This is a genomic window from Kitasatospora sp. NPDC059577 (genome assembly GCF_042735475.1).
In the GTDB taxonomy this organism is placed as follows: domain Bacteria; phylum Actinomycetota; class Actinomycetes; order Streptomycetales; family Streptomycetaceae; genus Kitasatospora.
On the sequence record NZ_JBHWBZ010000005.1, the window covers coordinates 234092 to 256713 of the forward strand.

Sequence of the window (22622 nt, forward strand, 5' to 3'; positions counted from 1 at the left end):
CTCGTGTGGGGGGGCGGCCCCCCCCATTTCTCTCTGACACACCGGCGCGGCTCTCTCACCGGTGTCACTCGGGGTTTTGGGGGGCCGGCCCCGGGGGGGGGGGGGCCCCGCGGCCCGCCCCCCCCGCCCCATTGAACCGTTCTTTACTCTCGCGCGGGCGAGCAGGTCAGAGGCGGCAGGCGTGGATGTTGGTGACCAGGATGGCCCGGGCACCGATGCCCCACAGGTCGTCCATGATCCGCTGGGCCTCCTTGCGGAGCACCATCGCGCGGACCGCGACCCAGCCCTCGGTGTGCAGCGGCGAGACGGTCGGCGACTCCAGGCCCGGGGTCAGCCCCACGGCGGCGCCGACGTTCTCGGCGCGGATGTCGTAGTCCATCAGCACGTAGCGGCGGGCCACCAGCACCCCCTGGAGGCGGCGCAGGAACTGCTCCACCCGCGGGTCCTCGCCGGCGCCCTTGGGACGGATCACCACGGCGTCCGAGATCAGGATCGGCTCGCCGAAGACCTCCAGGCCGGCGTTGCGCAGGCTGGTGCCGGTCTCCACCACGTCGGCGATCACGTCGGCGACGCCCAGCTGCACCGCGGTCTCGACCGCGCCGTCCAGCTTGGTGACCGTCGCCTTCACGCCGTGGTCGGCCAGGTGCTGCTCGACCAGGCCGGTGTACGAGGTCGCGATCCGCAGGCCCTCCAGGCCCTTGACGTCCTCGACCGCCACGCCCTCGGGGCGCGCGAAGCGGAAGGTCGACCCGGCGAAGCCGAGGGCGAGCACCTCCTCGGCGTTGGAGTGCGAGTCCAGCAGCAGGTCACGGCCGGTGACGCCGACGTCCAGACGGCCGGAGCCGACGTAGACCGCGATGTCGCGCGGGCGGAGGAAGAAGAACTCGACCTCGTTGTTCGGGTCGACGAGGACGAGCTCCTTCGGGTCCTTCCGCTGCCGGTAGCCGGCCTCATGGAGCATCTCCGCCGCGGGACCCGAGAGCGAACCCTTGTTGGGGACGGCGATGCGCAGCATGGGAGGTTGCTTCCTTACCTGTAGGGAGGGGTGTGCTCGGCGGAGCGGGAGCCGTCACGGCCGTGCCCGTTCGGCGACGGCCGGGGTCAGCGCGGTCTCTTCAGGGTGCTCAGAGGTACTTGTAGACGTCGTCGAGCGTCAGCCCGCGGGCGACCATCATCACCTGAAGGTGGTAGAGGAGCTGGGAGATCTCCTCCGCCGTCTGCTCGTCCGACTGGAACTCGGCGGCCATCCAGACCTCGGCGGCCTCCTCGACGACCTTCTTGCCGATCGCATGGACGCCCTGCTGGACGAGCTGCGCGGTGCGGGAGGACGAGGGGTCGCCGGTGGCGGCCTTCTGCTGGAGCTCGGAGAAGAGCTCCTCGAATGTCTTCGAAGCCATGATGGGGCCACCTTACGGCGTGCGGGCGGACGGACGGTAAACGGTCCCGGACCGTGGACGGTCCGGTGGACGTCCACGGTCCGGGACCGTGCGCGTTGTCGTCGCGGCGCGGCCGCGGGCGTCGGTGTCAGCGCGCGGCGCGCAGCACCGCGGCGGTGGCGACGGCGGCGGTGACGGCCTCGTGGCCCTTGTCCTCGGCGGAGCCGGGCAGCCCCGCGCGGTCGATGGCCTGCTCCTCGTTGTCGCAGGTCAGCACGCCGAAGCCGACCGGAACGCCGGTGTCGACGCTGACCTGGGTGAGGCCGACGGTGGCTGCCTGGCAGACGTAGTCGAAGTGCGGGGTGCCGCCGCGGATCACCACGCCGAGGGCGACCACGGCGTCGTAGCCGCGGTCGGCCAGGCGCTTGGCGGCGACGGGCAGTTCGAAGGTGCCGGGGACGCGCAGCACGGTCGGCTCGGCGATGCCCAGCTCCTTGAGCGCGCGGTGGGCGCCGTCCATCAGGCCGTTCATCACCCGGTCGTGCCACTGGGCGGCGATGACCGCGACCTTGAGGTCGGCCGCGCCGTCGATGGTCAGCTCGGGGGCTCCGTGACCGCTCATGTTCTGATCCGTTCTCTGTCGGGTGGGTGTGGGTGCTTCAGGAGCCGAGGCCGGGCAGGTCGTGACCCATCCGGTCGCGCTTGGTCTGCAGGTAGCGCAGGTTGTGCTCGCCGGGCGCGATCTCGACCGCCTCGCGCCCCTTGACCTTCAGACCGTGCTCGGTGAGCGCGGTCAGCTTCCGCGGGTTGTTGGTGAGCAGGGTGAGCGAGCGGACGCCGAGGTCCACCAGCATCTGCGCCGCGATGCTGTAGTCGCGGGCGTCGGCGGGCAGGCCGAGGTCCAGGTTGGCGTCGACGGTGTCGCGCCCCTGCTCCTGCAGCTGGTACGCGCGCAGCTTGTGGGCCAGGCCGATCCCCCGCCCCTCGTGCCCGCGCAGGTAGAGCACCACGCCGCGGCCGGCCTCGGCAACCCGCCGCAGCGAGGCCTCCAGCTGCGGGCCGCAGTCGCAGCGCAGCGAACCGAAGACGTCGCCGGTCAGGCACTCGGAGTGGACCCGCACCAGGACGTCCTCGCCGTCCGGCAGCCGGCCGTCCGCGTCGAGACCGCCCGCCACCAGGGCGATGTGCTCGACGCCGTCGATGGTGCCCTCGTACCCGACGGCGGTGAACTCGCCGTGCACGGTGGGCAGGGCGGTGACGGCGGCCCGGTCGACGTGCAGCTCGGTGCGGCGGCGGTAGGCGATCAGGTCCTCGATCGAGATGATCGCGAGACCGTGCTCACGGGCGAAGACGACCAGCTCGGGCAGCCGGGCCATGGTGCCGTCGTCGTTGACCACCTCGGCGATCGCACCCGCCGGCGGCAGGCCGGCGAGCCGCGCCAGGTCGACGGCGGCCTCGGTGTGGCCGGGACGGACCAGCACGCCGCCCTCCACCGCGCGCAGCGGGAAGACGTGTCCCGGGCGGGTCAGGTCGCCGGGCTCGGTGCCGGGCGAGGAGAGCAGCCGGACGGTGCGGGCGCGGTCCGCGGCGGAGATGCCGGTGTCGACCCCCTCGCGGGCGTCCACCGAGACGGTGTACGCGGTGCCCTTGCGGTCCTCGTTGACCTGGGTCATCGGCGGGAGCTTCAGGCGGTCCAGCTCCTCCCCGGTCATCGGGGCGCAGATCACGCCGGAGCTGTAGCGGATGGTGAACGCCATCAGCTCGGGGGTGGCCGCGGAGGCGGCGAAGACGAGATCGCCCTCGTTCTCGCGGTCCTCGTCGTCGACCACGACCACCGCGCGGCCGAGCGCGATGTCGGCGATCGCCCGCTCGACGGGGTCGAGGACGAGCTCGGCCTCGACGGTGCCCTTGTCGGACTGGTTCTCGGTCATGCCGTTGCTCCCTGCGGGACGGTGACGGACTCGGTGCGCGGCTCACGGGTGCTCAGCCACCAGGAGCGGAGGCCGAGCAGCACCAGAACGAAGTAGACGGAGTAGGTGAGGCCGGAGAAGGTGTAACCGCTGTTGAAGGCGAACGGGACACCGACGATGTCGACCGCGATCCAGGCGAACCAGAACTCCACCCAGCCGCGCGCCTGCGCCACCATCGCGGCCAGCGTGCCGACGAAGATGTAGGCGTCCGACCAGGGGCTCCAGGACAGGCTGGGGAACGAGGTGAAGAGCAGGGCGAGCGCGACCGTACCGGCCGCGGTGCCGGCCGCCAGCGTCAGCCGCTCGGGCCAACGGGCGAACCGCACCGCGATGGTGCCGCTGTCCTGGCGGCCCCGGCGCCACTGCGCCCAGCCCCAGGCGGCGGTGGCGATCACGATCAGCTGCTTGCCGATCAGGCCGGGGACGTGGCCGCCGAGGTAGGCGGTGATCAGCACCACGCCGGACAGCAGCTGGACCGGCCAGCTCCAGACCGAACGGCGCCAGCCGAGCGCGAGGCCGGCGAAACCGAGCAGGTTGCCGAACATGTCGGCCCACCTCACGTGTTCACCGAGGACGGTGAACGCTTCTCCGCTGAGCCAGCTCACTCGGACTCCCCCGGGGTCTCGTCGATCGGCAGGTCCTGCGAACCCGGCAGGTTCGGCAGGCCCGGCAAGGTGCGGGACTCCAGGAGGCGCTCGACGTACTTGGCGAGCACGTCCACCTCCAGGTTGACACTCTCGCCGACGGTCCTGGCGCCCAGCGTGGTCAGCGCGAGGGTGGCCGGGATGAGGCTGACGGTGAAGCTGTCCCGGGCCGCCTCCACCACGGTGAGGCTGACGCCGTCGACCGTGATCGAGCCCTTCTCCACCAGGTAGCGGGAGATGGTGTCGGGCAGCGAGAACCGCAGTACCTCCCAGCGCAGTTCGCCGTTCGCGTCGCGCTCGCCGGGCTCGCGGCTCACCAGCCGCCCGGTGGCGTCGACGTGGCCTTGGACGAGGTGACCGCCGAGCCGGGCGCCGAGCGCCATGGCACGCTCCAGGTTGACCCGGGAACCGGGCTTCAGCTCCCCCAGGCTGGAGCGGTGCAGCGTCTCGGCCATCACGTCGGCGCTGAACTCACCGGTGCCCGCCGCCAGTTCCTCCGGGGTGTCGACGACGGTCAGGCACACGCCGTTGACCGCGATGGAGTCACCGTGACCCGCGTCCGTACAGACCACCGGGCCGCGCAGGCGGATCCGCGAGGAGTCGCCGATCTCCTCGATCGACACGACCTCGCCGAGCTCTTCGATGATGCCGGTGAACACCCGGGTTCTCCTCGCGCTTGGGGCGCGGACTCCGGGGCGGCAGAGGGAGATGACACGGACGGGCAACGGCGCACGGGCCGACGGCACGACCCGTCGCCGGGGGTGCCGGAGCCGCCGGGAGATCGCTCGCCCGGCCCGGGAGACACTGCTCCCGGCGTTCACCTGACCGCGGTCCGGTCCGGTAACGATGGACCACGGGTACTGCTCCACGTCCGCCCGCGCACGCCTCCCATCCGGACTTTAACCGTCGGTCCAGGAATTTCACCTGGTCAACCGGCCGCTGGCTGCGGACGGGTCGCGGACTGTAACCGCCGGTTCGGATTTTCACCGACCCCGGAGTGCGCTGAACGTCACTGCTGTTGCGGTCATTCTGCCACGGTCGGCGCAAGGGCAGGGAGTGGCTTCCGCTGTGGCCTGTTTCACGAACGTGCGGGGAATGTGCGACGGGGTGCTACGCGCTCAGTCGGGGATCGGGTCGGTGGCGGAGGCGGGGCCGGGCCGGCGGCCCCGTGGCGGGGGTGGGGGACGGGGACGGTCTGGTGGCGGAGGCGGGCGGCAGGGGCGACGCTGGTAGGTGGGGTCCTGCCGGTCGGCGCACCGAAGCTACGGAGGCGAGCGCGATGGCGAAGTTCATGGACGTCCACCACGGGATGAACGGAATCACGGCGGAGATGCTCAGGCAGGCCCACGCGGCCGACCTGGCGGTCGAGGGCGAGGAGGGCGTCCACTTCCAGCAGGCGTGGGCGGACCCGGAGTCGGGCACGGTGTACTGCCTCTCCGAGGCGCCCTCCAAGGAAGCCGTGCAGCGGGTGCACAGCCGCACCGGGCACCCGGCGGACGAGATCCACCCGGTGCCGTTGACCGTGTGAGTCGTCGACGCCGTCGACCGTGTGGGCCGTCGACGCCGTTGACTGCTGGTCGTCGGCCGCGGGTCACCGTGCGGGTCGTCGGCCGCGGGTCACGGTGTGGCGGGTGCGGTGATCTGCAGGAAGTGGGTGACCTCCGGCGGGTGCGCGAGGTAGCGCAGCTCGCCCTCCGACCAGACCGGCCGGATCCGCCACATCGGCCCGGCGTACCCGCGCAGGGCGGCCTCGTCGCGCCAGCGGCTCACCACCAGCACCCGGTGCCCGTCCTCCTCCGACACCGAGCGCAGCAGCTCGCCGCCGAGACAGCCGTCCGTCCGGCCCAGCTGCGGGATCACCTGGGCCGCCAGGTGGGTGCAGAACTCCTCGACGTGACCGGCCAGCACCTGCCCGGTCCAGATCCTGACGATCACGACCACCACCTCCGGCCGACTGGATCCCCGTGCCCACGACTCGATGCCCTGTGCCCATTATCGGCGGAAAACCGCTGGTGGCGAGGGGTCCAGCCACGATCGGTCCGCACGTCCCGGGGCGGTCGGCCCCGGGTGCGACGGGAGGGCTCCGCTAGATTCCCGGCATGACCACCACACCGGAAGCTGTCACTGCGTCAAGCACCGGACCGGACCGGCCGGGCCGCCTGTTCGATGCCCTCGACGCGGGAGCCCTCAGGGACGCCGCCCAGCTGCGCGAGATCTACGAACAACCCGGCGACCACGCGCGCCGCAAACAGGTCGGCCACCTCCACGACGTCGCACAGCGCCTGATCGCCTGCGCCTCCCTGGTCTTCGTCGCCAGCGCCGACGCCGCCGGACACTGCGACGTCTCCCCGCGCGGCGGGCCGGCCGGGCTGGTCTCGGTGCTCGACGAGTACACCCTGGCCATACCGGACGCCACCGGCAACAAGCGGTTGGACACCCTGCACAACATCCTGGAGACCGGCCGGGTCGGACTGCTCTTCGTCGTCCCGGGCCGGGAGACCACCCTGCGGGTGAACGGCCGGGCCTGCGTCTCCACCGACCCCGAACTGCTGCGCCAGCTGACCGCCGTCGGCAAGCCGCCGCGCAGCGCGATCGTGGTCGCGGTGGAGGAGGTGTACGCCCACTGCCCGAAGTCGCTCCTGCGGAGCTCGGCGTGGAAGCCGGAGAACTGGCTCGCCAAGGACGACCAGCCGAGTTCGGCGGAGGTCACGCTCTCGCACCTGCGGGACGAGTCGCTGACCATCGAGATGATCGAGCAGGCGGAGCGGGAGGCGCTGCTGTACCGGTACGAGTGAGGGCGGGCGGCGGTGCCGCGCGGCGCGGCGCGGCCGTGTGATGTGCCGCGTGCGGGTGCGCGGGTGGGGTCCGCGTCCGCCGGTGGGGCTCCGCGTCTGCGGGTGAAACGCCGGGGCCCGGTGGGCGGGGTGACCGCCCGCCGGGCTCCGCGCACTCAGGCGGCCCTGGGGACGTCCACCACGGCCGCGCCGTCGGCGGCCCGCCGGACGGCCTCGACGCCCTTGTGGGCCGCGTCCTTGCTGGCGTAGCCCTGCCCGGTGGCGACGATCTCGCCGTTGCCCGCCTTGAGCCGGAACCGGTACGTGCCGCCGGAGTCCTCGTAGATCTCGAACTTGCCCGACATCCGGGCCACCTCCTCGTGGGGCTCCGCACGGAGCGCGCGGTGCGCCCGCCGGTCGGCCCCCTGCAGCACGGTGCGCCCGGCGGCGGCGCGGCCGCACCCGGTCGGCGGCCGGTCGGGTGACGACGGCCGCACGGCCGGCCGCCGGCGTGCCGGGGCTGGCGCCGGTGGCTTGAATGGACGGATGGACTGCGTCTTCTGTGCGGTGGTGGCGGGCGCGGAGCCCGCGCACCGGGTGCTGGACGAGGAGGCGGCCGTGGCCTTCCTGGACCGCCGGCCGCTGTTCCCCGGACACGTCCTGGTCGTCCCGCGCGCCCACCACCGCACGCTCGCGGACCTGCCGGCGGACGAGGTCGGGCCGTTCTTCCTCCAGGTGCAGCGGGTGGCGGCGGCGGTCGAGCACGGACTGGGTGCGGCGGGCAGCTTCGTGGCGGCCAACAACCGGATCAGCCAGTCGGTGCCGCACCTGCACGTCCACGTGGTGCCGCGCAATCCGAAGGACGGGCTGCGCGGCTTCTTCTGGCCCCGGCGGGCGTACCCGGACGAGGCGGGCGCGGCGGAGGTCGCGGCCCGGCTGCGGACCGCACTGACCGGTTGAGCCGCAGGCGGCCCCGTACTCGGACCTCCCGTACTCGGACCTCCCGTACTCGGACCTCCCGCACCCGCCGCTCGCGTGCCGTACTCGCCCCTACCGTGCCGGGCGCAGCCGGGCGTACGCCCGGAGGAGCATCCGGGGCGGCCGAAATCCTTTTCGGGTCTGACGAGTCGGCAGGTCGGGCCGCCTAGGCTCACTGTCATGAACGAACTCGCGCGCGTCGTGCAGCAGACGGTCGACCGGCTCGCGGGCCGGCACGTCGGCGCGGTGGTCGCCGGACTGGCCGGCGGGGACACGGAGATCCGCGGCACCGGGGGGACGGGGCCGGGCGGCGGCACCCCCGGGCCTGACACCCTGTTCGAGATCGGTTCCGTCACCAAGGTGTTCACCTCGCTCGTGCTCGCGCGGCTCGCGCTCGACGGCACGGTGCGACTCGACGAGCCGCTCGCCGAGGTGCTCGCCGACGCGCGGGACGGCCGGGTCGTCGTCCCGGCCCGCGGCGGGCAGCCGATCACGCTGCGACACCTGGCCACCCACAGCGCGGGGCTCCCCCGGCTGCCCCGGGGCATGCTGGTGAGGGCGCTGCTCAGGCCCAACGACCCGGACCCGTACGCCCACTGCACCGCCGAGCACGTGCTGGACGGGCTCGCCCGGACCCGTCTGGGGACCGCGCCCGGGCGCGGCTTCCGGTACTCCAACCTCGGCGCCGGGCTGCTGGGCCTGGCCCTCGCGCACCGGGCCGGCACCGGGTACGAGGAGTTGGTGACGCGTGAGGTCTGCGAGCCGCTGGGGCTGGTGGACACCCTGGTGCGGTCGGGCGCCGAGCGGTCCGGGCGGCTCGCGCACGGGCACACCCAGGGCGGCCGGCCGGTGCCCTCCTGGGACATGGCGGCCCTCCCGGGCATGGGCGGGCTCCGGTCCACCGCCGCGGACCTCGCGATACTCCTGCGGGCCCAGCTGGCGGCCGACCGTGAGCCGGAGTCACCGCTGACGCCCGCGATCATGCTCACCCGGGAGACCAGGCACCGGGTCAACCCCTTCGCCTGGATGTACCTGGGCTGGCTCGGCCACCGGCTGCACAGCCAGCAGGGCGGCCACCTGCAGATCTGGCACAACGGCGGTACGGGCGGGTTCCGTTCGTTCGTGGCCTTCGATCCGGAGACGCAGGTGGGCGTGGTGGTGCTGGCCAACACCCGCCGGTCCGTCGATCCGGTGGGGACGGCGCTGCTGCGCCGACTTCAGAAGGACTTCGCGACGGCGGGGTGACCGCGCGGCGGTCGACGGCCGCCCCGGGGCGTGCGGGCCGCCGCCTACGGGGCGCCGTCGCCGCGCGCGGGGCACCGGGGGCGGGCGGGGTGTCGGGGGCGTACGCGGCACCGGGGGCGTGCGGGACAAAGCGGGAGCGCGCGGACCGTCCGGGGCTGCGGCCCGGCGGGACCGGAGCCCCGGGTCGGATTCGCGGCGGGCGGGCGCTCACGCGGCCCGGGGAGGGCCCTGCGGAGGCGTTCCCCCTGCTCATCGGCACCCCGGTGGTGGGGGGTTCCGGGCCGGGGGTGATGATGGCGGGGTCGTTTCGGGCCAAAAGGTGCCGATTGGCACTGTTGCCGGGTCCATGAACGGTCGATGCTGATCCGGCAGATGCGGTTCCGATTGGGGTCCGCCGAGTGAGAGGTGGCCGACGTGGCGGTGGTGTGGTCGCCGACGCGGGTGCGGGCAGTCCGTCCGGCCGAGCCGGTCGGTCAGTCGGGCCGGTTCGACCAGGCCGGGCCGGCCGGCCGGCTCGGGCCGCCGGTGCGCGTGTACCGGCGCTTCCGGCCGGTGCCCCGGCGGGCACGGATCCCGCTGGACGTGTGCACGATCGTCATGGCGGTCGCGGCCTGCCTGACGCTCGGCCAGTGGTGGCCCGCGCCCGTGGTGGTGGCCGTCGCGGTGCTGGCGGCGAGCGGGTACGGCTGGCTGCGGCCGGCGCCCGGGCTGCGGGCGGTCCGGGTCCACGAGGGCGGCCTGGTACTGGTCGCGGCGGACGGCGACGAACGCCCGCTGCCGTGGAGCTCGTTGGAGGCCACCGAGTACTCCCCCGGTGGGCGGCACGGGGAGGGCGAACAGGGCCGGATCTGGCCGGCCGGCGCGAGCGAACCGCTGGTGCTGGATCACCTGCGCGGGCTGGGGCGGCTGTTCCGCGAGCTGGAGGAACGCCTCTCCCCCGGGCTCCGGGCCGCCCTGCACGAAACGCTGCGCACCGAGGGCGGCATCCGGTTCGCCCGGGGCCGGCTGACCGTCACGGCCGGCGGCCTGGTGCACCGGCCGCCGCATCCGCTCGCGGCGACGGAGGCCTACCGGTGGGCGGAGGTCGAGTCGGCCCGGGCCTCCGACCTCGGGGAGCTGGAGATCCGGACGCACTCGGTCGGCCTGCCGCTCACCCTCCCGGTGCCCAACGCCCGCGCGGCAGCGGACTTCCTGACCGAACTCCGGGCGGCAGCAGCCCCCTAGGGGTGCGACGGGCACGACCCGGAAGGGACCGGTCAGCCGCTGAGCCGACGTCAGCTCCACGGCTCGCGACCTACCGTCGCAGACATGAGCCGACTTCGTACCGCCGCCGCGGCAGCCCTGCTGCTCGCGCTGCCGTTGTCCGTCGCCGCTGCCGCCCCGGCCCTGGCCGCACCCGCGCCGCCCGCCTCCAGCCTCACCGCCGATGCCCCGGCCGGCACCCGGGCCGCCGTCCCCATCGAACTCCCGCACCCGACCGGGCCGTACGCGGTCGGACAGGAGGTCCTGCAACTGGTGGACCGGGACCGTCCGGACCCGTGGGTGCCCTCCGCCGGTCCGCGCCGGCTGATGGTCTCGATGTACTACCCCGCGCACGCCGGCACGGGCAGCCCGGCCCCGTACATGACCGACGGGGCGGCCCGAGCGCTGCTGGACGCGAAGCTGCCGGGCAACACCATCCCGACCGAGGCCTTGACCGGCACCCGGACCTGGGCGGAGTCCGGCGCACGCCCGCAGGGCGGCCACTACCCGCTGGTGGTGCTGTCCCCCGGCTTCACCATGCCGCGGACCTCGCTCACCGGCCTCGCCACGGACCTGACCAGCCGCGGCTACGTGGTCGCGCTGGTCGACCACACCTACGAGAACACCGGGACGACCTTCCCGGACGGGCAGACGCTGCCCTGTGTGATGTGCGGCCGGCCCAAGGACTGGGCGCAGGTGGACGAGAACCGGGCGAAGGACGTGTCCTTCGTCATCGACCGCCTGACCGACCGCCCGCACCCGGCCTGGCGCTACGCCCGCATGATCGACCGCGACCGGATCGGCATGGCCGGCCACTCGGCCGGTGGCGCGGCCACCGTCCCGGCCCTGCTCGCCGACGACCGGATCCGGGCCGGAGTGGACCTGGACGGCACGATGGACGTCCCGGTGCCCGCCTCCGGGATCGGCGGCAAGCCGTACCTGATGATGGGCCACCCGCTGGACGGCGGTGAGGACGGCTCCTGGACGGAGAGCTGGCCCAACCTCGACGGCTGGAAGCGCTGGCTGACCGTCGACGGCACCATCCACCCGAGCTTCACCGACTTCCCGGTGCTCCTCGAAGGCCTCGGCCTCCCCCAGGGGCCCGGGGCGACCATCGCGCCCGGGCGCGCCGTCGAGCTCACCCGCCGGTACGTCGGGGCCTTCTTCGACCTGCAGTTGAAGGGCATCGAGCAGCCGCTGCTGGACGGGCCGACCGCCGCCGACCCGGAGGTGCGGTTCCACTCCTGACGGCGGCGTCCGGGGCGAGGCCGTCGGCAGTCCGCCGACGGCCTCGTCCGCGTGCGGTGAGGAGGGGGCGGGGCGGCCGGTCCAGACGGGTGCGGCCGGGTGCATCCGGTCCAGGCGGGTGCGGCCGGGTGCATCCGGTCCAGGCGGGTGCAGCCGGGTGCGGCCGGTTCAGGCGGGTGCGGCCGCCGAGGCGATGGGTTCGAGCAACGGGTGCGGGCGGACCAGGGCGCGGGAGACCGGGTCGTCGCGGAGGCTGCCGCCGCGGACGGGGTTGGGGCGCATGAGGACCCGGTCGGGCGGGACGGGTGCGCCGCCGCAGGCCGGGCAGGCGCCGACGAGGTCGAGGTCGGTGCCGCAGTCGGCGTGCGCGAAGAGGTGGTGCGGGCCGCCCTCGGTGGCGTGCCGGCCGCCCCAGCGGCTCAACTGGTAGAGCGGCCCCCAGAGTTCGAGGCCGGTGTCGGTGAGCAGGTAGCCGTGGCGCAGCGGCGTCTGCAGGTAGGGCTCCTTGCGCAGCACACCGGCCGCGACCAGGGCGTTGAGGCGGGCGGTGAGGACGGCGCGCGGGATGCCGAGGTGGGTGAGGAAGTCGTTGAAGCGCTGCACGCCGTAGAACGCGTCGCGGACGATCAGCAGGCTCCAGCGTTCGCCGACCACCTCCAGGGCGCGGGCCAGTGCGCAGTCCTGCAGTTCGTAGTCGGTTCCCAGGGCCATGGGCGTCAGCCTAGTCCACACCCCCTATGGGTTCAATGAACAGACCGATGGTGCTAGCGTGCGACTTGCGCCGAAGGTTCATTCACCAGACTCATAGCCGGGGACCCGCTGGTGGATCGCCGGTCCCGTCCCGGAGGGAACACCCCATGCCCCTCGCACCGACCACCTCGCCCCCCGACGGCCACGTCGCCCCCGCTCACCGCGTCCGGCCCGGTGCCACACTCGCGACCACCGCGGCCGCGACCGCGCTGACCACCGTGGCCTACACCGCCCCCACCGCCTCGCTCGCGGCCACCGCGCAGGCCGCCCACCTGGACGCCGCCGGCCGCACCTGGATCCTCACCGGCACCCTGGTCGGCATCTCGGCGTTACTGCTCACCGCCGGGAGCCTGGCCGATGACCACGGCCGCAAGCGGGTCTTCACCATCGGCGTGCTGCTCCTCGCCGCCGCCGAGGCACTGGCCGCACTGACGCCCGGCGGCGCCGTCTACCTGACCGCCCGGGTGCTCCTCGGCGTCGCCTCGGCGGCCGTCCTCGCCCCGGCGCTCGGCCTGATCAGCCACGCCCACCCGACCGGGCCGGAACGGATCCGGGCGCTGGGCGTCTGGGGCGCGGCCGTCGGCCTCGGGATCGCGGTCGGACCGGTCTACGGAGCGCTCGTCCAGCAGTGGGCCGGGTGGCGTGCGGTCAGCGCCGGGATCGCCGTGGCCTCGGCCGTCGTGGCCGCCTGCGCCGTCACCGCCCTCACCGAGTCACGGGCCGAGCGGCCGCGCGCGCTCGATCCGTACGGCGTGCTCGCACTGGCCGCCGGAACGTCCCTGCTGATCGCGGGCCTGGCCGAGGGCCGCACCGGCTGGACGCAGCCGGTGGTGCCGGCCCTGCTGGTGAGCGGGGTGCTGCTGCTGGCGGCGTTCGCCGCGGTCGAGGCGAGGACGGCGGAGCCGATGCTGGACCTCACGCTGTTCCGCAGCCCCGGCTTCCTCGCGGCCACCGGCGGGGCCCTGTTCACCGGACTGTCGCTGGTCGGCTTCATGAGTTACCTGCCCACCCTGCTGCAAGGCGTGCTCGGCCTGTCCGGGCCGGCCGCGGGCGGCGTGCTGGCGTTGTGGTCGGGCCTGTCGGTGGTGTCCGCACTGCAGGCCCGACGGCTGGCCGCACACCTGTCGGCCACCGCGCAGGTCGCCCTCGGCCTGCTGGTCTGCGGAGTGGGCGAGCTGGGCCTGTACGGGCTCACCCCCGACTCGTCCTGGCTGCGGCCGGCACCGGGCCTCGCGGTCGCGGGCATCGGCAGCGGGGTGCTCAACGCGGCCCTGGCCCGGCTGGCGGTCGGCAGCGTCCCGGCGCACCGGGCGGCGATGGGCTCCGGCGCCAACAACACCGCCCGCTACCTGGGTTCGGCCCTCGGAGTGGCGGTCACGGTCGCCGTCACCGGCTCCGCCCGCCCGGGCGCACCGGGCCCCGACGCGGCGGCCCGCGCACTGGCAGCGGGTGCCGACCGGGCCGTCCTGGTCGCCGCCGCCCTCTGCCTGGCCGGCGCCCTGCTCGCCCTCGCCGCCCGCACCGCCGAACGCCGCGCGGCCGCTCGCCCTGAGACGGCGGCAGACGCGGAGGCGAAGGCAGACGCGGAGGCAGCCGCGGAGGCAGAGGCGACAGGACCCTCCCGGAAGTCTGCGCCTACGCGGTGACACCGGAAGTCGACCCCCGGGACGACCGTGACCGGCCCCACCCTCGCACCCCGGCCACCGCGCCGTTCCCGACCTGGGCCGAGCGGCACCCGCGCAGGAAGGCGACCGCGCCGACGCCCCGGGCACCGCCCGCACGACCCGCACGACGCACGGGCAGCGGAGTGACGCACGGGCAGGGGAGTGACGCACGGGCGGACCGGAACACGTGCTCCGGCCCGGCGTTCCCAACCCCGGACCGCACCAAGGCGGGCGGCAGGCCGCCCCGCACGCGAGAAGTCGACGGGGTCGACTTCCTGCGCACCGAACGGGCAAGCCCGTGGAGACGAGAACCGGCAGACGACCCGACCGCCGGCCACCCGACCGGGCAAATCCCGGTGCCTCGCTGTGGCCGAGCGCAATCTTCCCGGGTCCGCCTGTCGCCGGTGGTGGGGGCGGTACCTGGAAGGTCGGTCCGGTCCTCCTCGGCAAGGGCGGTGCGGCACCCGCACAGGAAGTCGACCGGGCCGGCTTCTCGCGTGCCGGGTGCGCGGGAGCGCGGCAGCGGGCGGGCTGGGCGGAAGGCGTTGTCGTTCTGACGTGCGAGGATCCCGCGCATGAGCACCGTGGACGTGGCTTGGCCGGACGGGACCGACTCGGGGTTGTTCGTGCTGTGCCCGGAAGCGGCCGTCGAGAGGTGGGAGGGGTGCCAGGAGGCGCTGGTGGAGGCCGCCGCGGACTACGCGGCCGCCTACCCGGCGCCCGGGTACGGCGACGTGCTGGTGCTGGGCGGGGAACCGCTGCCGGTGGGGTGGCTGCCCGAGGAGCGGGTGTTCGTCCGGCCGCTGAGCGTGGAGTGTTCGGACGCTGTCCGGCCGCTGGTGCGCGAGGCGCTGCGGTCGGGTGTCCGGGAGGACGGGCCGGTGCTCGATCCGGCCGCTGGGCGGCACCTGCTCGTCGACGTGTTCCAGGACGGCGAGGAGGCCTTGGAGGGCGGCGAGTACCTGACGGTCGAGGTGCCGCCCGGGCACTACCTGGTCCAGTCGTTGGGGGCCGAGGCCGGGCGGTGGCCGGAGTTCCACCTGGAGCGCCTGCTGCCTCGGTGAGCGGCGCCGCCCGGGGCCGCGTGCGAAGATGGCAGGGCTGGTGGGAACGATCTCCGGACGCCTCTGGGACGGTTCTCTGGCCATGGTCGACGACAACTCGCAGCGCGCGGGGGAACCGCAGCAGGACGCCCTGCTGATGGTGCCGATCGCCACGGCGCTGATCGCGGCCGACGGGCGGATCCTGCACTGGAGCAGTGACGCCGAGGCACTGCTCGGTCACCGCGCGCAGGACGCGGTCGGGGCGAAGGCGGCCAAGCTGCTGACCACCGACGAGGGACGGCCCGAGGTCCTGCGGCTGTTCCAGCAGATCCTGGAGGGCCGCGCCTGGACCGGCGTGTTCCCGGTCCGCCACCGCGACGGGCACCTGGTGACCCTGGAGTTCCGCACCCACCCGATCCGTGGCCCCGGCGGTGAACCGCTGGTGCTGGCGGTCGCCTCCGAGGTGACCACGCTGCGCCGGATCCAGGCGGACCTGGCCGTCCTGGACGGGTTCTTCACCCAGTCCCCGGTCGGCATGGCCGTGTACGACACCGAGCTGCGCTTCATCCGGTTGAACGAGGCACTGGCCCGGATCAACGGCCTCCCCACCGAACAGCACCTGGGCCACCGGATCACCGAGTTGCTGCCCGGGATCAACGGCTCCGAGTCCGAGGCGGTGATGCGCCGGGTGCTGGAGAGCGGAGAGCCCGTGGTGGACACCCGCTCGCACGGCCGCACCCCGGGCGACCCGCAGCACGACCACGCCTGGTCCGCCTCCTACTTCCGGCTGGAGGACCGCAGCGGCCGGGTGCTCGGGGTGAGTTCGACCGTCGTCGACGTCACCGGCCGGTTCCGGGCCGACGCCCGGGCGGCCCGCGCCCAGGAGCGGCTCGCGCTGCTGGTCGACGCGACCGCCTCCATCGGCACCACGCTCGACCTGCGGCAGACCGCGCGCGAGCTGGCCGACGCGATGGTGCCCAGGGTCGCCGACATCAGCGGGGTGTTCGCGCTGGAGGCGCTGGTGGCCGGCCGCACCGTCGAGCCACCCACGGCGGGCGCCCCCCAGCTGGTGCGCCGGCTGGCACTGGCCACCGCCGACCCGCTCTACCCGGCCGACGCGCTGCCGGTGGACACCGTGTACGAGCTGCCCGCGGACTCCCCGTACGCCCGCGCCCTGAGCAGCGGGCGGACGGTGGTGATCCCGTCCTGGGAGCTGCCGATGCTCAGCAGCGGCATCAACGAGAGCCGCCGGCAGGCCTTCCTCGGCGACCGTCCGCGCTCGGTGCGGATCACCCCGCTGGTGGCGCGCGGCACCACGCTCGGCATGGTGGTGTACTCGCGGCGCGGCGAGCGCGAGTCCTTCGCGGAGGCGGACATCACGCTCGGCGACGAACTGTCCTCGCGGGCCGCCGTCGCGATCGACAACGCCCGGCTGTACCTGCGCCAGCACCAGACGGTCCTGGCCCGTCAGCAGGCGCTGCGCGAGGCGAAGGCCGCGCAGGAACGCCTGGCCCTGGTCAACGTGGCCTCCACCCGGATCGGCACCACACTCGATCTCGCCCAGACCGCGCAGGAGTTGGCCGAGGTGGCGACGCCCCGGCTGGCCGACACGGTGGTGGTGGAGGTGCTGGAGGAACTGGTCCGCGGCGAGCGCGAGGCCCGTGCGCCCGCGGACGGTTCGGCGCTGCTGCGGCGGATGGCCTTCCACTCGGTGCACGGCTCGACCCTGCAGCCGATCGCCCGCACCGGCAACGTGCACCGGTTCCGGCCCACTTCGCCGTACGCGTGGAGCCTGGCGCACCGCAAGCCGGTGCTGGTGCCGCGGATGGACGAGCAGGGCATGGCCTGGTTCGCCGACGACCCGGTGCGCACCGCCGCGGTCCGGGAGCAGAACGTGCGCTCGTTCATGGTGGTCCCGCTGATCGCGCGCGGCACCCCGGTCGGCGTCGCGGGCTTCTACCGGACCCTGGTGGAGCGCCCGTACGAGGACGACGACGTCGCGCTGGCCGGGGAGTTGGCGGTGCGGGCCGCCGTCTCCATCGACAACGCGCTGCTGTTCACCCGCGAGCGCGACGCGGCAGCCGCCCGGCAGCGGGCGCTGGACGAGGCCTGGGCCGCCCAGCAGCGGCTGTCGCTGCTGAACGAGGCCAGCAACCGGATCGGCACCACGCTCGATCTGCACCGCACGGCCCAGGAGTTGGTGGAGGTGGTGATCCCGCGCTTCGCCGACTTCGTCACCGTGGACCTGCGCGACGCCGTGCTCAGCGGCGAGGAGCCCGGGTCCGTCCCGGCCGAGGGCCGGGTCCTGATGCGGGCCGTGGCGGTCGGCGAGTCGGCCCAGGACGGCACCATGACGGAGGCCGCCGACCAGGTCGGCGAGACCTCGCACTCCGCCCAGTTGTACGCGCAGAGCCTGCGCACCCGCCGCTCGATCCTGGTGTCCGAGGTGAACGAGGCGGAGCTGCGCCGGATCGTCGCCTCCCCCGACCGGGTGCAGCCGGGGCTGGAAGCCGGGGTGCACTCGTACCTGATGGTGCCGCTGATGGCGCGCGGACACGTGCTGGGCGGCGCGGAGTTCGTCCGCACCCACAATCCGCTGCCGTTCGGCTCCGCGGACCGCTCGCTGGCCGAGGAACTGGCCGCCCGCACCGCGCTCGCGATCGACAACGGCCGGCTCTACCGCCGGGAGCGGGACACCGCGCTCATGCTGCAGCGCAGCCTGCTGCCGCAGGAGGTGCACCGCACCCTCGGTCTGGACATCGCCTACCGCTACCTGCCCAGCAGCGTGGTCAGCGAGGTCGGCGGCGACTGGTTCGACGTGGTACCGCTCTCCTCGGGGCGGGTCGCCCTGATCGTCGGCGACGTCATGGGCCACGGCATCCGGGCCGCCGCGACCATGGGCCAACTCCGCACGGCAGCGAGGACGTTGATCACTCTCGACCTGGACCCGGCCCGGGTCCTGCACCGGCTGGACGAAGCCACCACCGCCGTCGGCGAGGGCCAGTTCGCCACCTGCGTCTGTGTGGTCTACGACCCGGTGGACCGCCACTGCACCGCGGCCAGCGCCGGACACCTGCCGCCCGTGGTCGCCGACACCGAAGGGCGGGCGCACCTGATCGAGCTGCCGACCGGCACCCCGCTCGGGGTCGGTGGAGTCCCCTTCGAGAACGCCGAGTTCACCCTCCCCGAGGAGGGCATCCTGACGCTCTACACCGACGGACTGGTCGAGCGCCGGGGCCGCGACATCGACGAGGGACTGCGGCTGCTCTGCCACACGGTCGCCGACCGGCACCACTCGCTGGAGCAGACCTGCGACGCCGTCCTGGCCCGGCTCACCGGCCGCACCAGCGAGGACGACATCGCCGTCATCATGGCGCAGGTCCGCCCGTACGGCGCCGACCGGATCGCCACCCTCCCGCTCACCGGCGACCACGCGATGGTCGCGCACTCGCGCCGCTTCACCCGCGAGACCCTGGAGGCCTGGGGCCTCGGCGCGCTGGTCGACTGGGCCGAACTGCTCACCAGCGAGCTGATCACCAACGCCCTGGTGCACGCCGGGTCCCCCACCCAGCTGCGGCTGTTCTGCAACCGGGTGCTCACCGTCGAGGTCGCCGACCGGGAGACCGAGACGCCCCGGATCCGGCGCGCCCGCACCGAGGACGAGGGCGGCCGGGGCATCCACCTGGTCAACGAGCTCGCGCACCGCTGGGGCAGCCGCCGGACCGACGGCGGCAAGGTGGTCTGGTTCGAGCTGGAACTGCCCCCGGGGGCCCCACCCACTGCATGAACAACGGACGGTTGTCGGGCCGCCGCGCCGGTTGTTGGCCCGGCGGACCGCCCCGGCGGTTACCTGGTGCCACGGCGGGACAGCCCCGACCGGACGGACCAGAGGAGCCACCGTGAACCACCCCGACGCCCGCACCGTCGTCACCGACTACGTCAACCTCATCGCGGCCGGCGAACGCGAGGCCGCGATCGCCCTGTTCGCCGAGGACGCCACCTGGACCTACCCCGGACACCTCCCCATCTCCCGCACCTGGCAGGGCAAGCAGGAGATCTTCGGCGACTTCCTCGGCCGGATCGGCGACTACTTCGCCCCCGACGGCCTGCCCGTCATCACCCTCACCCACGTCCTCGCCGACGGCCCGCAGGCGGTCGCCGAGTGGACCACCGTCGGCAGGGCCGCCAACGGCGAACCGTACGAGAACCACTGCCTGGGCGTCTTCACCGTCGAGAACGGCCGCATCACCGCCGTCCGCGAGTACCTGGACACCGACCACGTCGCCCGCACCCTGCTGGCCTGACCGGCGGGGCAGCGGGCCGGCGGGGCCGCGGGCCAGCGGACGGACGGGCCGGCGGGGCAGCGGACGGACGGGCCGGCGGGGCAGCGGGACAGCGGGGCAGCAGGCCGACTCTCGGGCAGGCGGACGGACGGGCCGGCGGGAGACGCGGCGCGGGCCGACGCCGCGCTCAGTCCGGCAGCAGGAGGTTGACGTCGCCGAACTCGTGCCACAGGTAGCGGTGTCGCACCGCGGCGCGGTAGCAGGCCGTGAGGAGGGGGCGGCCGGCGACGGCGGCGAGCATCAGGAGGTGGGAGGCGCGGGGCTCGTGCCAGCCGGTGAGCAGGCCGTCGACGGCGCGGACACCGCGTTCGGGGGTGATGACCAACTCCGTCCAGCCGTCGGCCTCCCGGAGGGTGCCGTCCGGATCGGCGGCCGACTCCAGGGCGCGGACCACGGTGGTGCCGACGGCGATCACCCGGCCGCCGCCGGCCCGGACGTGGCCGGCCAGGCGGGCGGTGGCGGCGGGGACGTGGAAGCGCTCGGCGTACGGGGCCTCGTGCGCCTCGGGCGAGGCCACCCCGGTGTGCAGGGTGACCGGCGCGACGAGCACGCCCCGGCCCGCCAGCCGGGCCACCACCTCGGCGCTGAACGGGCGGGCCGCGCTGGGCATTTCACTGCTACCGGGGACGGTCGCGAACACCGTCTGGTAGGCGTCGATCGGCCAGTCACGGTCCACGTAGCCGTACCGGATCGCCCGGCCGTGCTCCGCCAGGTAGGGCAACAGGTCTGCGGGCAGGGTGAGTTCGGCGTACCAGAGGCGGGCGGTGAAGGCCCGGGTCAGCACCGCCGCACCGTCGGCGGGCAGGGCGACCCGCAGCCCCGCGCAGGCCGGGGACTCCGCCGGCGGGTAGTACGCCGCCGCCTCCCCGGGGACGACGCGGCGCAGCTCGACCAGGTGGGAGCCGTACCGGTCCGGCTGGGCGGAGGAGAGGTGCAGCGCGACGGGCGTGCCGTCGGGCAGTCGGCCGGGCAGCGCGGCGGGGAGGGTGGCCGAGTTGTTGACCACCAGGAGGTCCCCCGGGCGCAGCACTTCGGGCAGGTCGGTGAAGCGGCGGTGCTCGACGCCGCCGGTGGCGCGTCGGCCGACCAGCATCCGGACGTCGTCCCGGGCCGCGCCGCGGGCCTCCGCCGGTGCGCGGGCGGAGAGTTCGGGCGGAACGGTGAGGTCGAGGCCGAGGTCGGCGGGTGCGGTCATCGGTCACCCGCGTCCGTGGCCTGGGCCGCCTGGGCCGCCGGGGCGATCTGCGCGGCCAGGTCCTCGGCCAGGTAGCGGCCGGACGGGGTGCGGTCGCGGACCAGGCCGAGCAGGACCGGCACCACCTCCTCGGGGAGCGGCTCGCCGGAGATGTCCTCGCCCGGGCCGGCCTCCTGGAGCATCCGGGTGCGCATGCTGCCCGGGTCGACGGCCCAGACCCGCAACTCCGGCTCCTCCTGGGCGAGGACGGCGGTCGCGAGGTCGAGCGCGGCCTTGCTGGCGCCGTAGCCGCCCCAGCCGGCGTAGGGCACCACGGCGGCGTCGGAGCTGATGTTGAGGACGGCGCCGGCGTGCCCGCGCAACTGGGGCAGGACGAGCTGGGTGAGGGCGATCGGGGCGAGTGCGTTGACCTCGAAGGTCTCCAGCAGGTCCGGCAGCGGGTGGTCGGCCAGGCGGGGCAGCGGCCGGGAGCCGGGGGCGGGCGCGCCGTTGAGCGTGCCGGCGTTGTTGACCAGCAGGCTCGCCCCGCCGAGCCGCTCGGCGGCTTCGGCCAGGTGCGCGCGGTGGTCGTCGTCGACGACGCTGCCGGGCAGGGCGACGACCTTGGTGACGGCGGCCAGGTCCGCCTCGGCGGCGGCGAGGGCGGCGGCGCCCCGGGCGGTGATCACCAGCTGCCAGCCGTCGGCGGCGAGGGCGCGCGCGAGGGCCAGGCCGAGCCCCCGGGAGGCGCCGGTGACCAGGGCGACGGGGGCGGTGTGCGGTGCGGCGGTGCGCTGTGCTGCGTTCATGCCGCAACGATCCCGCCGCCGGGCGGGCGGCGGATCGGCCCCCGGGACCGGGACCGGGTCGGACGTTCGCCCTAGATCGACGGAACGTCCTAGGACCTCCTCGTCCACCGGTCGGGTCCTGGCCTACGGGCCGGATACCGGCGACGACGGCGACGGCGAACCCCCGACGCCCGGGCGGCGAACGGGATCGGACGGTGACCGCGATCCTGCCGACGGCCCGCCCGTCCAGGAGCCGACGGACGGCCTGCAACCCCGTCGGTGACCCGGTCCGGCCGACCGGCCGACGGGCGTACCGACCTACCGGCCCGCGGGCCCACGGGCCCACCGGCCTGACCGCCCCACGGGCCTACGGCCGGGGCCGGGACCCGCCGCCGGAGCCCTCGGACCAGCCCTGCGGATCGGTCCACGCGGCCAGGGTGCGACGGCTCTCGAAGCGGCGTTCGCGGCCGGTCAGCGGATCGGTGAACTCGACCACCGTGGCGAGCAGTTGCAGCGGGCGGCGAAAGTCGTCCGGGGCCGGCTCGGTGAGGACCACCGGGTACACCGGGTCGCCGAGGATCGGCAGTCCGAGGCCGCTCATGTGCAGCCGCAGCTGGTGGGTGCGGCCGCTCAGCGGGAGCAGCCGGTAGCGGGCGAGGCCGTCGCGCGGCTCCAGCAGCTCGATCCGGCTCTCGCTGTTCGGCGGCGCGTCCAGCTCCTGCGCCGCGATCACCCCGCGCTCCTTGACGATGTGGCTGCGCACGGTGCGCGGCAGGCTCAGCTCCGGGTCGTACGGGGCGATCGCCTGGTACTCCTTGCGCACCAGGCGGTCGCGGAACAGCGTCTGGTAGGCGCCGCGCTCCTCCGGGCGCACGATGAACATGGCCAGGCCGGCGGTCAGCCGGTCGAGGCGGTGCGCGGGGCTGAGCTCGGGCAGGCCGAGGGTGTGCCGCAGCCGGGAGAGCGCGGTCTCGGTGACGTGCCTGCCGCGCGGGGTGGTGGCCAGGAAGTGCGGCTTGTCGACGATCACCAGGTGCTCGTCGCGGTGCAGCACGGCCAGGTCGAACGGGACCGGGACCTCCACCGGGAGGTCGCGGTGGAACCACAGGTGCGCGCCGGGGCGGAACGGTTCGTCCGGGGCGACCGGGCCGTGCTCGCCGACGATCTCGCCGTCGCGCAGCGCCGCGTCGATCCGCTCGGCCGGAACGGCGGGCAGTCGCTCGACCAGGTGCTCCCGCACGGTCGGCCAGGGGCCTTCGAGCGGCAGCCGGAGGTGCACCGGTTCCACGCCGAGGCGCTGCGGGAGGGGGGAGGCCGGTCGGCGGCTCTTGCGTCTCATCTCCCGGCCCAGCGTAGTGCGCGCCCCGGCCGGGCCCGCGCCCG

Annotated in this window: 22 protein-coding genes and 1 riboswitch; of the genes, 10 read left to right on the plus strand and 12 right to left on the minus strand. The window is 74.5% G+C overall.

What is annotated here, in order from left to right; all coding sequences use genetic code 11:
- Positions 1-166 precede the first annotated feature (166 nt).
- The 6 genes from hisG to ACFV0O_RS07690 form a co-directional block, all read right to left on the minus strand.
- Complete coding sequence (gene hisG, locus ACFV0O_RS07665; RefSeq protein ID WP_380337746.1) at positions 167-1015, minus strand: ATP phosphoribosyltransferase; 849 nt, start codon at positions 1013-1015, stop codon at positions 167-169.
- A 109-nt stretch (positions 1016-1124) separates the two neighbouring features.
- Positions 1125-1397 carry a phosphoribosyl-ATP diphosphatase gene (locus ACFV0O_RS07670; protein ID WP_360252217.1) on the minus strand — a complete coding sequence of 91 codons (273 nt, stop codon included), beginning with the start codon at positions 1395-1397 and terminating at the stop codon, positions 1125-1127.
- A 127-nt stretch (positions 1398-1524) separates the two neighbouring features.
- A complete protein-coding gene (gene ribH / locus ACFV0O_RS07675; protein WP_380337749.1) occupies positions 1525-1998 on the minus strand; it encodes a 6,7-dimethyl-8-ribityllumazine synthase in 474 nt (157 codons plus the stop codon).
- A gap of 37 nt (positions 1999-2035) precedes the next feature.
- Complete coding sequence (locus ACFV0O_RS07680) at positions 2036-3307, minus strand: bifunctional 3,4-dihydroxy-2-butanone-4-phosphate synthase/GTP cyclohydrolase II (protein ID WP_380337752.1); 1272 nt, start codon at positions 3305-3307, stop codon at positions 2036-2038.
- Complete coding sequence (locus tag ACFV0O_RS07685) at positions 3304-3951, minus strand: nicotinamide riboside transporter PnuC (protein WP_380337755.1); 648 nt, start codon at positions 3949-3951, stop codon at positions 3304-3306. Before ACFV0O_RS07685 ends, ACFV0O_RS07680 begins: the two co-directional genes overlap by 4 nt.
- Positions 3948-4649, minus strand: a complete 702-nt coding sequence (locus tag ACFV0O_RS07690) for a riboflavin synthase (RefSeq protein ID WP_380337757.1) — start codon at positions 4647-4649, stop codon at positions 3948-3950. Before ACFV0O_RS07690 ends, ACFV0O_RS07685 begins: the two co-directional genes overlap by 4 nt.
- Before the next feature lie 217 nt (positions 4650-4866).
- Positions 4867-4994: riboswitch (FMN riboswitch) on the minus strand.
- Between the two features lie 275 nt (positions 4995-5269).
- Between ACFV0O_RS07690 and ACFV0O_RS07695 the strand changes: the two genes are divergently transcribed.
- Positions 5270-5518, plus strand: coding sequence for an SCO4226 family nickel-binding protein (locus tag ACFV0O_RS07695; RefSeq protein ID WP_360252232.1), 249 nt, complete (start codon positions 5270-5272; stop codon positions 5516-5518).
- Between the two features lie 89 nt (positions 5519-5607).
- Here ACFV0O_RS07695 and ACFV0O_RS07700 read toward each other — a convergent pair whose 3' ends face one another.
- Complete coding sequence (locus ACFV0O_RS07700) at positions 5608-5925, minus strand: antibiotic biosynthesis monooxygenase family protein (RefSeq protein WP_380337761.1); 318 nt, start codon at positions 5923-5925, stop codon at positions 5608-5610.
- A 164-nt stretch (positions 5926-6089) separates the two neighbouring features.
- On the opposite strand from ACFV0O_RS07700, the gene ACFV0O_RS07705 reads away from it, so the two are divergent.
- Positions 6090-6785 carry an MSMEG_1061 family FMN-dependent PPOX-type flavoprotein gene (locus tag ACFV0O_RS07705; RefSeq protein ID WP_380337764.1) on the plus strand — a complete coding sequence of 232 codons (696 nt, stop codon included), beginning with the start codon at positions 6090-6092 and terminating at the stop codon, positions 6783-6785.
- A 155-nt stretch (positions 6786-6940) separates the two neighbouring features.
- Here ACFV0O_RS07705 and ACFV0O_RS07710 read toward each other — a convergent pair whose 3' ends face one another.
- Positions 6941-7129 carry a YegP family protein gene (locus ACFV0O_RS07710; RefSeq protein WP_380337767.1) on the minus strand — a complete coding sequence of 63 codons (189 nt, stop codon included), beginning with the start codon at positions 7127-7129 and terminating at the stop codon, positions 6941-6943.
- Between the two features lie 181 nt (positions 7130-7310).
- Here ACFV0O_RS07710 and ACFV0O_RS07715 point away from each other — a divergent pair, with 181 nt between their 5' ends.
- From ACFV0O_RS07715 to ACFV0O_RS07730, 4 genes are all read left to right on the plus strand, one after another.
- Positions 7311-7724, plus strand: a complete 414-nt coding sequence (locus tag ACFV0O_RS07715) for an HIT family protein (protein WP_380337769.1) — start codon at positions 7311-7313, stop codon at positions 7722-7724.
- A gap of 198 nt (positions 7725-7922) precedes the next feature.
- A complete protein-coding gene (locus ACFV0O_RS07720; protein WP_380337772.1) occupies positions 7923-8987 on the plus strand; it encodes a serine hydrolase domain-containing protein in 1065 nt (354 codons plus the stop codon).
- Between the two features lie 414 nt (positions 8988-9401).
- Positions 9402-10211, plus strand: a complete 810-nt coding sequence (locus ACFV0O_RS07725; RefSeq protein WP_380337775.1) for a hypothetical protein — start codon at positions 9402-9404, stop codon at positions 10209-10211.
- An 84-nt stretch (positions 10212-10295) separates the two neighbouring features.
- Complete coding sequence (locus ACFV0O_RS07730) at positions 10296-11477, plus strand: alpha/beta hydrolase family protein (protein WP_380337778.1); 1182 nt, start codon at positions 10296-10298, stop codon at positions 11475-11477.
- A gap of 168 nt (positions 11478-11645) precedes the next feature.
- Here ACFV0O_RS07730 and ACFV0O_RS07735 read toward each other — a convergent pair whose 3' ends face one another.
- The gene (locus ACFV0O_RS07735) at positions 11646-12188 is read right to left on the minus strand and encodes a winged helix-turn-helix transcriptional regulator (protein WP_380337779.1); all 543 of its coding nucleotides are present in this window, start codon (positions 12186-12188) and stop codon (positions 11646-11648) included.
- A 146-nt stretch (positions 12189-12334) separates the two neighbouring features.
- Here ACFV0O_RS07735 and ACFV0O_RS07740 point away from each other — a divergent pair, with 146 nt between their 5' ends.
- From ACFV0O_RS07740 to ACFV0O_RS07755, 4 genes are all read left to right on the plus strand, one after another.
- Positions 12335-13873 carry an MFS transporter gene (locus ACFV0O_RS07740; RefSeq protein ID WP_380337782.1) on the plus strand — a complete coding sequence of 513 codons (1539 nt, stop codon included), beginning with the start codon at positions 12335-12337 and terminating at the stop codon, positions 13871-13873.
- A 593-nt stretch (positions 13874-14466) separates the two neighbouring features.
- A complete protein-coding gene (locus ACFV0O_RS07745; RefSeq protein WP_380337785.1) occupies positions 14467-14955 on the plus strand; it encodes an Imm21 family immunity protein in 489 nt (162 codons plus the stop codon).
- Between the two features lie 40 nt (positions 14956-14995).
- Positions 14996-18721 (plus strand): SpoIIE family protein phosphatase, encoded by a 3726-nt coding sequence (locus ACFV0O_RS07750; RefSeq protein WP_380337788.1) that lies wholly within the window; start codon positions 14996-14998, stop codon positions 18719-18721.
- A gap of 112 nt (positions 18722-18833) precedes the next feature.
- Positions 18834-19238, plus strand: a complete 405-nt coding sequence (locus ACFV0O_RS07755; protein ID WP_380337791.1) for a nuclear transport factor 2 family protein — start codon at positions 18834-18836, stop codon at positions 19236-19238.
- A gap of 166 nt (positions 19239-19404) precedes the next feature.
- Here ACFV0O_RS07755 and ACFV0O_RS07760 read toward each other — a convergent pair whose 3' ends face one another.
- The 3 genes from ACFV0O_RS07760 to ACFV0O_RS07770 all read right to left on the minus strand — a co-directional run bounded on the left by ACFV0O_RS07760 (position 19405) and on the right by ACFV0O_RS07770 (position 22578).
- Positions 19405-20472, minus strand: coding sequence for an S-adenosylmethionine:tRNA ribosyltransferase-isomerase (locus ACFV0O_RS07760; protein WP_380337794.1), 1068 nt, complete (start codon positions 20470-20472; stop codon positions 19405-19407).
- On the minus strand, positions 20469-21260 hold the full coding sequence (locus ACFV0O_RS07765; protein ID WP_380337797.1) for an SDR family NAD(P)-dependent oxidoreductase: 792 nt from the start codon (positions 21258-21260) through the stop codon (positions 20469-20471). The genes ACFV0O_RS07760 and ACFV0O_RS07765 overlap by 4 nt, the downstream gene beginning before the upstream one ends.
- A 346-nt stretch (positions 21261-21606) precedes the next feature.
- Positions 21607-22578 carry a pseudouridine synthase gene (locus ACFV0O_RS07770; protein ID WP_380337800.1) on the minus strand — a complete coding sequence of 324 codons (972 nt, stop codon included), beginning with the start codon at positions 22576-22578 and terminating at the stop codon, positions 21607-21609.
- Between the last annotated feature and the right edge of the window lie 44 nt (positions 22579-22622).

What these genes read in the sequence shown, in the direction of transcription:
- hisG (WP_380337746.1), bottom strand. Translation starts at nt 1,015, where the DNA reads ATGCTGCGCATCGCCGTCCCCAACAAGGGTTCGCTCTCGGGTCCCGCG.
- ACFV0O_RS07670 (WP_360252217.1), bottom strand. Translation starts at nt 1,397, where the DNA reads ATGGCTTCGAAGACATTCGAGGAGCTCTTCTCCGAGCTCCAGCAGAAG.
- ribH (WP_380337749.1), bottom strand. Translation starts at nt 1,998, where the DNA reads ATGAGCGGTCACGGAGCCCCCGAGCTGACCATCGACGGCGCGGCCGAC.
- ACFV0O_RS07680 (WP_380337752.1), bottom strand. Translation starts at nt 3,307, where the DNA reads ATGACCGAGAACCAGTCCGACAAGGGCACCGTCGAGGCCGAGCTCGTC.
- ACFV0O_RS07695 (WP_360252232.1), top strand. Translation starts at nt 5,270, where the DNA reads ATGGCGAAGTTCATGGACGTCCACCACGGGATGAACGGAATCACGGCG.
- ACFV0O_RS07705 (WP_380337764.1), top strand. Translation starts at nt 6,090, where the DNA reads ATGACCACCACACCGGAAGCTGTCACTGCGTCAAGCACCGGACCGGAC.
- ACFV0O_RS07710 (WP_380337767.1), bottom strand. Translation starts at nt 7,129, where the DNA reads ATGTCGGGCAAGTTCGAGATCTACGAGGACTCCGGCGGCACGTACCGG.
- ACFV0O_RS07715 (WP_380337769.1), top strand. Translation starts at nt 7,311, where the DNA reads ATGGACTGCGTCTTCTGTGCGGTGGTGGCGGGCGCGGAGCCCGCGCAC.
- ACFV0O_RS07720 (WP_380337772.1), top strand. Translation starts at nt 7,923, where the DNA reads ATGAACGAACTCGCGCGCGTCGTGCAGCAGACGGTCGACCGGCTCGCG.
- ACFV0O_RS07730 (WP_380337778.1), top strand. Translation starts at nt 10,296, where the DNA reads ATGAGCCGACTTCGTACCGCCGCCGCGGCAGCCCTGCTGCTCGCGCTG.
- ACFV0O_RS07735 (WP_380337779.1), bottom strand. Translation starts at nt 12,188, where the DNA reads ATGGCCCTGGGAACCGACTACGAACTGCAGGACTGCGCACTGGCCCGC.
- ACFV0O_RS07740 (WP_380337782.1), top strand. Translation starts at nt 12,335, where the DNA reads ATGCCCCTCGCACCGACCACCTCGCCCCCCGACGGCCACGTCGCCCCC.
- ACFV0O_RS07745 (WP_380337785.1), top strand. Translation starts at nt 14,467, where the DNA reads ATGAGCACCGTGGACGTGGCTTGGCCGGACGGGACCGACTCGGGGTTG.
- ACFV0O_RS07760 (WP_380337794.1), bottom strand. Translation starts at nt 20,472, where the DNA reads ATGACCGCACCCGCCGACCTCGGCCTCGACCTCACCGTTCCGCCCGAA.
- ACFV0O_RS07765 (WP_380337797.1), bottom strand. Translation starts at nt 21,260, where the DNA reads ATGAACGCAGCACAGCGCACCGCCGCACCGCACACCGCCCCCGTCGCC.
- ACFV0O_RS07770 (WP_380337800.1), bottom strand. Translation starts at nt 22,578, where the DNA reads ATGAGACGCAAGAGCCGCCGACCGGCCTCCCCCCTCCCGCAGCGCCTC.